This is a genomic window from Mycoplasmopsis glycophila (assembly GCF_900660605.1).
Taxonomy (GTDB): domain Bacteria; phylum Bacillota_I; class Bacilli_A; order Mycoplasmatales; family Metamycoplasmataceae; genus Mycoplasmopsis; species Mycoplasmopsis glycophila.
The window spans coordinates 65454-79642 of the sequence record NZ_LR215024.1; the positions used below are offsets into that span (position 1 = coordinate 65454).

Annotated in this window: 6 protein-coding genes; 4 read left to right on the plus strand and 2 right to left on the minus strand. The window is 28.4% G+C overall.

The window, feature by feature from the left end; genetic code table 4:
• Positions 1 to 2: 2 nt before the first annotated feature.
• The gene (gene tilS, locus EXC46_RS00205; RefSeq protein WP_044888912.1) at positions 3 to 893 is read left to right on the plus strand and encodes a tRNA lysidine(34) synthetase TilS; all 891 of its coding nucleotides are present in this window, start codon (positions 3 to 5) and stop codon (positions 891 to 893) included.
• A 59-nt stretch (positions 894 to 952) separates the two neighbouring features.
• On the opposite strand, the gene EXC46_RS00210 is transcribed toward tilS, so the two are convergent.
• Positions 953 to 2149, minus strand: coding sequence for a hypothetical protein (locus EXC46_RS00210; protein ID WP_027333713.1), 1197 nt, complete (start codon positions 2147 to 2149; stop codon positions 953 to 955).
• Positions 2150 to 2177: 28 nt separating this feature from the next.
• The gene (locus EXC46_RS00215; protein WP_129622104.1) at positions 2178 to 2639 is read right to left on the minus strand and encodes a hypothetical protein; all 462 of its coding nucleotides are present in this window, start codon (positions 2637 to 2639) and stop codon (positions 2178 to 2180) included.
• A 320-nt stretch (positions 2640 to 2959) separates the two neighbouring features.
• On the opposite strand from EXC46_RS00215, the gene ftsH reads away from it, so the two are divergent.
• From ftsH to EXC46_RS00230, 3 genes are all read left to right on the plus strand, one after another.
• Positions 2960 to 4951, plus strand: a complete 1992-nt coding sequence (gene ftsH / locus EXC46_RS00220; RefSeq protein ID WP_044888911.1) for an ATP-dependent zinc metalloprotease FtsH — start codon at positions 2960 to 2962, stop codon at positions 4949 to 4951.
• Positions 4952 to 5073: 122 nt separating this feature from the next.
• Entirely contained in the window at positions 5074 to 13221 is an 8148-nt protein-coding gene (locus tag EXC46_RS00225; RefSeq protein ID WP_129622196.1) for an ABC transporter permease, read from the plus strand.
• Positions 13221 to 14156 carry an ABC transporter ATP-binding protein gene (locus EXC46_RS00230; protein WP_027333710.1) on the plus strand — a complete coding sequence of 312 codons (936 nt, stop codon included), beginning with the start codon at positions 13221 to 13223 and terminating at the stop codon, positions 14154 to 14156. Before EXC46_RS00225 ends, EXC46_RS00230 begins: the two co-directional genes overlap by 1 nt.
• Positions 14157 to 14189: the final 33 nt, after the last annotated feature.

The window sequence follows — 14189 nt, forward strand, 5'->3', positions numbered from 1 at the left end:
TTATGAAAAAACAAAAATACTTAATTGGTGTTAGTGGTGGTGCTGATAGTATGTTTTTACTATCAAAATATAAACACAAAAACATTGTAGTTGCATATGTAAACTACAACCAAAGATTGGACGCTCATCTTGATCAAGAATTGGTTGAAAAATATTGTAAAGAAAACAACATTCCACTTGAGGTGCTTGTTTTACAAAAAAATGACTATGAGCACGGTAATTTTCAAACTTGAGCAAGAAAACAAAGATATGAGTTTTTTAAGAAAATCTACCAAAAAAACCGCTGTGATGTACTTTTGTTAGCCCATCACAAAGATGATTTTCTTGAGAGTGTTTTAATGCAGCAAAACAGAAATAAAAACATCTTTTATTATGGAATTAAAAAAACAAACTTTGTGTTTGGTATGAAAACAAAAAGACCTTTGCTCCATAGATATTGAAAAAACCAAATTTTAAAAAAATGTAAAAAAAATAACATCCCTTATCGGGATGATTACACTAATTTTGAGACTAATTATACTCGTAACAAATACCGTCAAAAAATAAATTTGTTTTCTAGAATAAAAAAAGAAGCTTTGTTTTATCTTTATTTATTTAAAAATATTAAATTAATATCAAACGAAAGAAAAGCAAATATCGAGTTTCAAATCTGAGAAGAATCGTTGTTTGAGCAAGAGATTTTAAAAAGCTTATTTTTTCAAAAAAAGCTAATTTATAAATTTTTGTGAAAATTTGCTCACGAAGAAAATTTAAATTTAACAGACAAGATTTTAACCAATATTCAAGAATTTATATTATCGAAAAATAGAACTAGCAAATATAAAATTACAAACAATTTGTTTTTAATTAAAAAACAGGGGAAACTAAGTTTGAGCAAAATAACACCTAATTAAAGGTGTTTTTTTAATCTTGATAAAAAAACTCGTTTCTTAACGAAACGAGAAAGAAATAACTATAATGAAGGACCCATATTAATTTCTAACAAATATTTAACCATTTCTTTTAATAAAAGTCAATCTTCTGAATTGATTCTTTCTTCAACTTTATCAATTTCAGCTCTTTGTCTTTTTGTTGTAAGAAGAAAACTAAGAAGCCCCATGTTGTTAATTAAAGCGTTTGTGTAGTTTTTCAATAACATATCTAAAGCAACATCCATAGCTTCTTCATCAATTACACCATCTTTATTTCGAACTAATGGAGCTAAATATTTAGAGTAAACTATTTGCATACCAGACATTTTTACTTTTTTTGGTTGTTGTGTATTTAGATTGTATTTTGAGAGTTTTTTCTCTTTTTTAGATAATTTTTGATCTCTTGATGTGTGGAAATATAAATCTTCGATAGCTAAAAAACCTTCATAAAATTTTAAAAGTGTTTGATTGCTGTATTGAGATTTAATTCTTTCTGATAATGTTTTAGATAATTTTTCTTGTAAATCTAACATGTAAATATCCATAGCAACCAATTTGTATTCAAGCTTTTCGGTATTTAAAACACTACGTTCTTGACCAAAATCAGTATTGTTTTCTATTCTATTACCTGCTCCGTTTAAGAATGAGGTTTTTTCACTTACTGAAGATAATTGTGTTTCTTGTTTATCTGTTCCGTTAGCTTCTTGTGTTTGCTCGATTTTTTGTTCTTCTTTTTCTTTAACTACGCCAATACGAAGAGCTTGAAGATCACCTTCGTGTTGTGCTTCAACTGCTTCGTGTTTCTTTTCGATTTTATTTACTGTTGATTGAGATTTTTCTTCAACTAAAGAACTATCAACTCTAACTTTTTCATCTTGCATGCAATATAAGTCATATCTACTTTCTTTGGTTGTAAAAAATTCATTTAATGGTTCTAAGACAAATTCATGAATTGTTTTTTCAACAATCATATAAAAAGGACCTTTAAATAGTGTATATCTTAAAACAACAAAAATAATAACTAGTAGAGCTACAAGTCCAAAAAATGCACCAATACCACCACCGATAATTCCGCCGTAATTTACACTTCCAAAATTTCAGTTGTTAACTCAAAGTTTTCTAATCGTTGTTCCTAAAATACCAATTAAACAAACAACCGCAATAGTGATTAAAGAAGGTTTTAAATACTTCTTAATGATATCCATAAAAGCTTTTCCGTTTTTTGTTAAAATTTTCATATTTCTCCTTTTTAATTGTTTATTTTAGTTAATTTCATTGATTTTGTTGAGTACTCATTGCTAAAGCTAAATTTCTTTTTAAAGCAGAAGCTCTTGAAATGGTCATAATCATGGCAATTAAATAAAATATTGGAAAGAAAATTCCGATAATAAAGAATGTTCTACAAATACCAAAATTATATAAACCAAAATATCCGCTAGACAATAAAAATGTTTGAATATTTCCTGTGTATGAAAAACACTTTACAATTGTTGAAATAAAAGTTACAAAAGAAGCTATTCCTATTATAAAAAGATAAAAACCACAAAAAGCTAACAAAGCAATATTTATATTTTTATAATCATAATTTTCTATACCAACTTGTACAATTTGTTTTCCATATAAACCAGCTATAAGACCAAATGGAATACATATTAATATAGGATAAACAATTAATCAAAGAACTAAAGATTTAACCATCTTTCTTTTAAGTAAATCAGCTTGCATCATAATCATGTATGCAGGGTTTTGAGCGTGTCACATAAACTTTTCCTCACTTTTTTTAATTAATTCTCTTTTACAATCTAATTATAATATTTATTTAATTTAAATTAAATAAGTATAAAGGAAAAGGGGAGAGCATGAAAAAAATAGGAAAAATAGCATAAAAAGTATTTTTTTAGTTTAAAAATCGTTTTTTATCAAAATTTATTATCTATTTAATGGGAAAAGAATTTTATTCTAATTCCCAAAATAATATAAAATTATTTTAATAGTTAAAAATTTAATATTTTATTGATTTAAATTTAAATTAAATAGAAAGGATGACTATGTCAAACAAAAAAAGAAGCCCATGAATAGCTTTATTAACTTTTGTTTTAATAGCTGGTGTTGTAGGTTGAATTTTGTGATTTATCTTTGGTAAAAGTGCTGAAGGCGCTATTTCACTTACAGGTTTCCAAAAACTTTTAAGTAGTGCTAGTGATACAAGCGACCAAATGTACTTCCAAAATATAATTCAAAACAACAATAACACAATCTCGTATATCTATCATGAAGGTGAAAAAGTTCTTACAGGAACAGTAAATGGTAACATTAATTTATTATCTTCAGCACACATTGATTTAATCAAAGGTGATGCGATTTACACTGTTGGTGATGTTGTGAAAGGTGGATTTTCTGCTATTAAAGTAGAAGGCCCAAATCTTCTTTGACAATTATTAATAGCATTTTTACCTGTGTTATTAATGATTGGAGCATTCTTTGTGTTATTTAGAATGCAAACAAAAGCCATGAATGGTGGAGGAAGTCCTTTTGGAGAAAAAAGTCCTGCACAAATTATTAAATCAGATAAAAAATTCTCTGATGTGGCAGGAAATAAAGAACCAATTGAAGAAATTAAAGAAATTGTAGATTACTTAAAAAATCCTAAAAAATACGAACAATCAGGTGCCAGAATGCCAAGAGGAATTCTTTTAGGAGGTCCTCCTGGAACAGGGAAAACTTTATTAGCAAAAGCTACTGCTGGTGAAGCTGAAGTTCCGTTCTTCTTTGTGTCAGCATCTAACTTTGTTGAGTTATTTGTTGGTATGGGAGCTAAAAGAGTTCGTCAAGTTATTGCTGAAGCAAGAAAAAATTCTCCAGCTATCGTCTTTATCGATGAGTTAGATGCAATCGGTAGAACTAGAGGAAGCGGAATTGGTGGTGGACATGATGAACGTGAACAAACATTAAACCAGTTACTTGTTGAAATGGATGGAATTAAAGAAAACTCAGGTTTATTATTCATCGCAGCAACTAACCGTACAGACGTTTTAGACCCAGCTTTAACACGTCCAGGTCGTTTCGATAGAGTTATTACCGTTGGATTACCTGATGTTAAAGAAAGAGAAGAAATTCTTAAGTTACATGCCAAAGGAAAAAGATTTGATAAAAATGTTGATTTTGCTAGAGTAGCAAGAAGAACTCCTGGTTTTTCTGGTGCTCAATTAGAAAATGTAATTAACGAATCTGTACTTCTTTCAGTAAGAGAAAACATTTCATCAATTAGCTTAGAATTAATTGATGAAGCAATCGATAGAGTTATGGCAGGACCTGCTAAAAAATCAAGAACAATTACTCATGAAGAATTAAAACTTGTTGCATACCATGAAGCAGGACACGCTGTTGTAGGAATTAAAGTTCCTGGTGGAAATAAAGTTCAAAAAATTACTATTATTCCACGTGGACAAGCAGGTGGATATAACTTAATGATGCCTGAAAACGAAAAATACAACTACACAAAAGAAGAGCTTCTAGCAAGCATTGCAAGCTTTATGGGTGGTAGAGCAGCAGAAGAAATTATTTATGGTAAAAACCAAATTACTACTGGTGCTTCTGATGATATCAATAAAGCAACTTCTATTGCACGTAGAATGGTAACTGAATTCGGTATGAGTGATTTAGGTCCAATTAAATATCAAGATGAAAGTGGTAGTCCATTTTTAGGAAAAACACTTGCTACAAGTTCATCAATCTCAAACCAAATTAGTCACGAAATTGACCTAGAGGTTAGAAAAATTATTTTAGAAGCAAAAGAAATTGCGACAAAAGTAATTAAAGAAAACAAACAATTACTTGAACTTATTAAAGATCTTCTTCTTGAAAAAGAAACTATTATTGCAGAAGAAATCGAATATATTGCTAAAAACCTTGCGCTTCCTCCTAAGAAGGAAGAAGAAAAAATTGAAAAAGATGAACTTCTTTCAATTGATAAATTAATCGAAAAAACAGATAATTTAACAGGTGATTTAGAAAAAGATTTAGAAAATTCAAACAAATAAAACCAAAACCCTTTAAAAACCGGGGGATTTGGTTTTTTTATTGCAAAAATGTTTGGAAATTATTTTATAATAAAATTTATAATTTATTTTAAAACGATTAATATTCACCAAGGAGAAAAAATATGCTAAGGTTATTTAAAGAAGTATGGAGAGCACTTTTTAAAAATAAAATAGTTGTTTCTGGACTTACTATTTTGATTTTTTTAACTGCTGGTATCTTTACATTGTTAAATGATACTTATCAATCAATGCAAAAACAATTCAATAGTTATAAACAAAAATCAATAGGACATGATTTAACTATTGATTTAAATTTACCTGCAGAGGGTGAAGCTTTTAACAATGGTTATTATGTTAATGGTTTATCACAAAATATTTCAAAAGCAGATTATGATAAAGCACTTCATTACATTGAGATAGATGAAAACGGAAAACCCAAATTCAAACAAGTTTATAAAATTATTGATTTTAATTTACTTAAAAATCAAGAATTTATTAATTTGTCAACTTTTTTTACTAATGAGGCAGACAAAGCACAGTTTTCTTCAAAATATATTAAAACAAAAGATTTTCTAAACTTATATTCAAACTACAATCTCGAAAAAGAAAGTTTAGAAGAACAAACTTTAGTAAACCTAGAATTTAACGGTAATGAAAGAAGTTTAGTACTTAAAAAAGATTATTTAGTTTCAATGTACGAAAGAATTAACGGTGAATATCAAGAAGTTGAAATTAGAAAAACAGTTAACCAAGGTAATGCCTACAAAATTGTATTCGACAAAGAATATAGTTTACAAGATATTGCTTTCGTTGAACAAGATTCAGATAATAATTTAACAATTAGTGAACTACCTGACCTTTATATCGATTTTACTAATTCATCATTTAACAGAGCTACATTTAGTGCTGTTAAAGGTAAAAAATGAATGCTAGAAAACAAACTTATTTATAAAGTTCCAGCAAGTGAAGTGGCCAGAAGTTTAGGTTTTGGTATTGAAGTTTCAAAAAACGTTTATACACGTGCTAAAAACACTTCTTTCCAAAACGGAATCATAAATATTGATCAAACAGATGCTTATGCAAAAATTTTAAATAAAAAACTTAACACTGAATTTGAATTTAGTGACATTATTCAAGAATCGTTTATTAATTTAGCTGCTTATCAAAAATTCATTTTTGGTCAAAATCGAAAATATAACATTCCAGTTGAATGAACCGGTATTCAACAAAATTTTACTTTCTACGCGCGTAAAAACTATAAATTGACTTATGATGAATGACACTCAAAAGATTGAACAGGAACTTACGCTACTTTCTTGGAAAGTTTAATTGAAAATAATGAATTAACTGATGATCTTAAAAGTTTTTCATATTGAGAAAAAACCAACACATCGTTTGTTCAAAGATATAACTCACAAGGTGAACTTTTATCAAAACAAGAATTAAGTGAAGATAACGGTTCAATCATTAATACTAGTCCAATTAGTTTTACAGAAGCAACAAATGTTAAATTAAAACTAGCAGACGCACAATATCAAGATATTACAGATCGAACATTTAATGATAATTCAATTATTAAAACCAAAAATAACGATATTACAAGCAGCGAAAGTATCAATTCTTACTACTCATTAAATGAACCTAAAACAATTTCAGAAATTGAGTTTCAAAATAATAATTTATCAATTAAAGCTTTTACAGAAATTACAAACAAACAAATTCGTGATTTAAGATTTAGTTACATTAAAAATGGTGCTTTAGCAATCACTAAACAAAACATCTACAAAAAAGTGCTTGAAAAAGTAGGGTCAACAGATTTAGTTGGAATTAGAGAATCTTTAACTGTTGATTCATTTAACGAAAATGAGAAATATGTTTTCCACTTAATTAATATTGGAAATAGCGACAATAAAATTCTTGGAATTCCAATCAATATTGACAAGCTCAAAAACGATGCTTCTCAAATTAATTTAAATAACCCTAAAGGTGATCAAGTAGATATTTTTAAAAGCAAACAAATTCCACCTTTTGTTAGCGAATATATCTTAAAAAATGGTCAATTTAACATTGCACCAGATCCAACTTATATCAACACAGACATAACTTATTCAAATGTGTTGTTTACTAACTTTTTAACTAAAGAAGTTTTAACCTACAATTCAAGAAAAATTTATAAATTATCAAAATACGGTTATGATGTTGAACCTAACTTTGTAAATTTAGGTGTAACTTGAGAAAAAGGTAAACTAATTCTTATTCACCCAGTTTATAATACTAACCAAACTAAAATTCTTTATTGAGAAAATGTTCCAACCGAAGGACATCCAAACGGCATTTTTGAACTTAAAGAATTTATAGATTTAATTTCATCTGAACAAAACCAAATGACAATTAAAGCAACAGTTAACCCTGAAGGGTGAGTTGAGCGTTCAAAAGAATTTCAGAATTTGGTTTATGTGCCATTTGGTTTTAGAGGACCAGATAGCGAAATTGAAGCTGAAGCGCGTAATAAAAACACTTTAACTAAAGCACTTGAGAACACACAAAAAGCGTTCTTAAACTCAGATTTAGTTAAAGAAGGTTTTATGACTAAAGAAACAATTTACGCATTATCTCGTGCATTTGATATTAGTATTACAAAAAACGACTTTGCGAAAATTTTCTCTTCAGGTCAAATTAACTTAAACATCTTACCAAAGATGATTTTAGATGGTCTTTATTCACTTTCTCATGATGTTAATGGAGATTTCTTAAATCGACTTTTAGTTAACTTTTTAACTAGAATTAAACAAAAAATTTCAGAACACCCAAAAAACGAACAAAAACAATATCTTGTTCAAGAAATAACTAAAATTAGCAACTTTGCAGAACTTGCATTTGGTTCAAGTTTTGTAGGTTCAATTAATTTAGATGCAATTGTTAATATTTTTAAAGACCCACTAGTTCTAATTGATTCATTAATTGGACTTGTTAATTCAGTCGATTTTAGAGGATTTACTGAAAGAGTTGAAGATTTCTTTGTTAATTCATATAACAAATATTTTGATGCAGAAGAAAACTTGGTACCAGACGAATATGTTGAAGCTCACCCAGAGGAAGTGTTTTACCAAAGAAAAATTAGTTACCACGAAATTGGTGTTTGATTGTTAAAATCAATTGATTGAGAAGATACTAAAAACTATTTAAATCAAATTATTGATAATATTGACCTTCAATATTTAATTGATACAAAATCACAAAACAGCCCACTTCTTAATATACTTAACGCTTTCCTTTCTAATATTGGTCAATTACTTGATCAAATGAATGCTTATCCAAATGATCCAGCAAAAAGCTTTGAAAATATTAAAGCAGGAATCAAATTCTTTATTTCGAGTTTGGATTTAAATAGATTTATTCAAATTCTAGAAAAGAAATTAATCGTTAATAACTTTGATATTGAAGATGTTATTTTTCATGAAGAATTTAACTCTTATCAAAAAGTCCAAAAACACTATGCTACTGCATATCTTAGTAACATTGACTGACTGAGTTCATTTTTAGAAACAGTCTTTTCAGATCCAGGTTCAAACAGAGAGATGAAAGAAAACATTATTAATATGTTTAATCTTTCAAGTAAGGGAACATCAATTAAAATTGATGATAATACTTACATTACAATTCCAACTAATGATCCAGATAAGTTAGATTTCTTCGACTTTGTTTCAATTTTAAGTAGCAACCCAAGTGCTTCGGGAACTTCAAGTAACGAAATTAATTTAGATTCACTTAATGATTTTATTCAACTCGAATACTTCTTAAGCTTTATTGAAACACAAGATAAAATTGTATGAAACAACATGAAGAACATCGAAAAAACTTTCTTGAACAAGTATTTTGGATGAACTGGAAAAGATGAGAATAATCAAACTATTGAATATTCAAAAGAACAAATTACTGAAAAAGTTAGAGAATGAAAAAACATCATTAGTAAACTTAAATTCAAAGACAACAATAATTTATTAAAAGAAAATCTGAGTGTTTCAAGCTTATTTAGCTATTTCGCAACCACAAATGATGTGGTTAATGACTCATTATTCTTTGTCATTACAAACCGTTTACTTGGAGAGTTTGATAAATTTACTCCTCAAACAAACTATTCGTATTTAGAAGCTGGATATCCTTTATTTAGAACACTTTGACTTTTACTTAAAGAAAATGGAACTCATGAGCGTAAAATTGCATTCTTAAATGCTTTATTAAGCTTAAGTAATGATCCAAATGTAATTGCAAGCTTTAATTCATTCGAATTATTCCAACCAGCTGCACAAAATATTGCTGGTTACCAAAAAACTAAATTCGGAGTTACTCGTTCACTTGTTAATCCGCAAATGATGCGTGAAGTATTCTTTGCTAAAAGCGAAAATAACGATTATCAAAACGGACTTCTTAATCATTTAGTCGCTGAATATCCAGAATTTGCTGACTATATTAATAACAACGAATTAGATTTAACAAAACTATTTTCTTACATTGCTAGTTCAGAAATGAATGATAATTACGGTGATTTAGATGTAATTAATGGTTACCATCTTAAATATCACAACCTTTACTCTGTTGTTTTAGACAACCTTATTAATGGTGTTTTTGCAGATGCTGATGTTTATAAAAATTACAATATCTTAAACTACATTTTTGAAACTAAATACAAACAAATCAGTTTATCAAGTATTGGAATACCAGACATTCTTTTAAATCCATTATTAAGATCAAAACATCCACAACTTTTAATTTGACTTTTAGCTGACACAAATAATGTTGGAGCAGCTGCTGAAAATAACTCAAACATTGCTTATTTCATTAATAATAAATTAGTTAACTTTGAAACTTTATTTAGCAACAAAAAATGAACTTATGAATTTCTTGATTCATTATTAAACCAAAAAGTTGATCAAGGTGGTGTAAACCCAGTTATTGAAAAAGATTTCGTCTTCCAAATTGCGATTGACAACGATTACATTATTTCACTTCAAAAAAGCATCTCTCAAAATAAAGAAATATATTCACCATTTGGAATTAATTTAATTGAAACTATTATTTCAATCATGGATTCAATTACTGCGGTTTTATACAGTTCAACATTATTACAATTTAACGAAGTTGATGCTTATGTAGCTAAAGCAAATTACGCTTGACTTGAGAAAAACAACAAGAAAATTTATAATGGAGAAATTCCAAATAACCCAATTGATATTGTTGCATTAATGGATCAAATAAGTGACGAATATAAAATTGATATTGCTGGATCACAGTTCCTTATTATAGGTGACGAAATGACCTTCGATTACCTTTACCCAGTAATTGATGAAAATAACATTCAAGTTAATACAAAAAACCAAGCTTTAGTTTATGTTAACACTTATGGTTTTGATAGAGTTAGACAAGCGTTTAGAGGAAATGTTGTTAAAGAATATTTAACCGTTAAATTCCCTTCTGATTTTTCAGTTGCAAAACAAAGAGAAGTTAAGGCAGAATTAGAGGAAATTGTTCAAAATTCAATCCATTCAAACTTTAGATTACAAAAAGTATTCTTCAAAACAGAAGTAGATCCACTTAACCCAGAGCGGAGCTTAAGAATTTCTACAACAGAAGGAATTATGAAATCTGTTAAAACGGTTTCATATATCTTCTTAATCATTTTAGTAACTTTAGTAACTATTTCAATCGTCTTTATTATTAAAAGATATATTGCAAGTAAAAATAAAGTTATTGGAATTTTAGTTGCTCAAGGTTATACACCACTACAAATCGCACTTTCAATGACAACCTTTGCTTTCTTTACAATTTTCATTGGTGGAGTGCTTGGATACTTCACTGGATTTATGTTACATGGAGCAGCAATTAGCCTTCTTAAAAACTTCTGAACAATACCGATTGAAACACTTAACTTTTCACTAATTTCATTTTTAGTTAATATTATTGTTCCACTAGTTTCAATGTCACTTTTAATTGTCTTAATTTCAATTCGTGCACTCAGATTTAAAGCGATTGACTTAATGAGTGGAATTATTGAATTAAATATTAATGAAATCAACAATAAATTCCAAACTTTAATTCGTAAGAAAAATATTAAATTTAAATTCTCATCAGCTTTACTATTTAACAGTTTTGGAAAATTATTATCATTTGCAATCTCAGTAATTTTAGCTAGTGTAATTTCTGTTTTTGCATTTGGTACCTTTGGTGTCTTTGAAAAATCAATTAATTCAACATACAAATCAAGATACTTTAATTACAAATATGACTTACAAACACCAACTAAAGAAGGTGGAGCAATCAATCTTTTTGAGCTTAACAAAGAAAATATTGAAAATAGTTTATATGTACCTATGGGTATGGGAACAGAGCTTAATTTATACCAAAATGATTACTTTGCTCCTGGTAGGTCATCAGCAATTAATTATCTAGACAAAAATGGTGATCCAAATCCTTATTTAGGACACCTTATCACACAATTCTCAGTTAACATTTTAATTGACAAAGGAGTTTCAATTGATCCTTGATCAATGGTTTATAACTCACTACCAGACTCACAAAAATCTAGAATTATTAAGGTGCGTGATTCGGTTGGACAAGCACTTGAGGAAACTCAAAGTGGATTAGTTTATAAATATGAAACTGATCGTAATGGTGTGCTGAAGAAAATTATTGATGTACAAAAGACAATTGAAAACCGTAATTCATTCTTCCACTATGTACCGAATGAAGAAAATGTAGTTGATGGAAAATTCTATTACTACGAATGAAACACATTAGCTGCGAAATATGATCGTCAAACAATTACGACAGATAACAAACGAACAGAATATCGTGATTTCTTAATCGAGGGTTACTCAAAAATCGCTTTAGATAATATCGAAAAAGAAAAGAAATATTCTGCAAATGACAAAGACGAGTCTAATAAACCAATTTATGAATTCTTCGTCTTATTTAACGGTATGTATTTTGATCCTTTACAAGATGAACTTTACACTTATGTGCAAGCTAAATTAAATAATACAAGTGTTAAATTATATGGATACCAAAAAGATTCAGAGTTTGTCGAAATCACAAACAAAAATGGTGATAATCTAGTTAAACAGCTAGATGATCTATTTATTCAAAATGGCAGCGATATTACGAAAGAAATTCCTGTTGCTATTAATAATGTGTCAAAAAATCTCTTTAAACTTAAAGTTGGCTCAACATTCAAACTTGATGTTGAAAACAATGTAAATAAATATACAACCAAAATAAATGAAGCAATCGGAATAGAAAATACTTCATATCAAACAGAGTACAAATTTAAAGTTGTTGATATTATTAATACCTACATAAATAATGAATTTGTAATTCCAAAAAGTGCAGCGGATCAAATCATTGGACTTGATCAATTACCACGCAAAGAAGGTACAATTCCATTTAACGGAATCCTTTCAAAATCACTTGAACCAAAACAATTAATTTGATCAGCAGGCTTATATAGCTTATCTGGTTACAACCCTAGTGTCGGAAGTTTCGATATTGACGGATTAGAAGATTCGGAAAAAAGAGACTTCTTTGATGGACTATTTGGTGATCCTCTTTTCATGGACAATATGCTACCAGGAAACTTATCTTCAGAAGGTAAATCACCAAGCCAAATTATTAAATTCTTAAACCCAGAATTTAATGTTGAAAATGCATCAATTCAAACTCTCAAAGAAGAATATTTAAAAGCAAGAGAAAACCCTTCAGTTTATATTGAAAAATTCGCAAGAATTTTTGATGATAAACTTTATATTACAAGTGCTTATACACTAGATGCAAAAGAAATTGAAGTTGGATTTGTGCGAACAATTTCTAAAACAGTTCAAATTATTATTACGATAATTTCAATCTTAAGCTTCCTTGTGTCGATTGTAATCTTAATTATTATTTCAACAATCTTAATTAATGAAAACGAGAAGAACATTGCAATCTGAAGTATTTTGGGTTATAATAATCGCGAAAAAATTAAAATGTTCTTTGGTATATACATACCATTCATTTTAACAGCTTTATTAATCGCTATTCCTATCGGTATAGGATTTATGGTATTATTTAGCTCATTCTTAACATCAACTGCCTCAATTGCTGTTTTATTAAATATTGGTTTATTAACCATTTTAGCTACCGTAGTTGTTGTTTTCTTGGTATTTATTGTAACTTCGTTATTAACATGAAGAAACATTAATAAAATTAAAGCAATTGACTTATTGAAAGGTAAATAATGAACAAAGAAATCGAAAAAAACGAAATTCAAGAAGAACAAGTTGTTTCTAAAAAAAGTTTAGATACAAAAATTACAAAGAAAAATGTTTTTGAAGTTTTAAATAACAAAGTTGGTGGTAATAAAATTACAGTTGATCGTTCAGTAGCGAAAAAACTTAAAAAAGCAGCTACGAAAAAAAGACCAAAAGACGACCATAAAGATCTCAAGAATAGCGAAAACGCAATCATTGAAGTTAAAAATGTTTCAAAATATTATCTCTCAGGAAACGTCGTAACAAGAGTTTTAAAAGATGTTTCGGTGACAATTAATAAAGGTGAATTCGTCCTTATTTTTGGTAAATCCGGAGGTGGTAAATCAACTTTATTAAACTTAATTAGTGGACTAGATCGTCCAAGTAATGGTGATGTTATTGTTTGTGACACTAACTTACCTTATTTAAGTGACTTACAACTTACTTTATTTAGAAGAGAACATGTTAGCTTTATCTTCCAAAACTACAATCTTCTTCAAAACCTCTCTGGTTATGATAATGTTGAAACAGGTGCATATTTACAAAAAAACAAAGATAAAAAATTAGACCTTGATAAGCTCTTTACTGAATTTGATATGGAGGATGTTAAGGATAAATATCCTGCCCAAATGTCAGGTGGACAACAACAACGTATTTCAATCTTAAGAGCACTTGCTAAAAACGCAGAAATTATTTTTGCTGACGAACCTACTGGTGCTCTTGATGGAAACACATCTGAAATTGTTCTTTCTTACTTATGAGATATCAACAAAAAATATGGAACCACAATTGTTATGGTTACTCACGATCCGCTTATTGATAAAATAGCAGACAAAGTTATTTACGTTAAAAACGGAAAAATTAGTGATGTGATCTACAACAAAGAGAGAGTTCATCCAAAAGGTCTTCACTTAAAAGATTAAGAAACGTTTTGGTAGAACCTAAAACGCAACGAA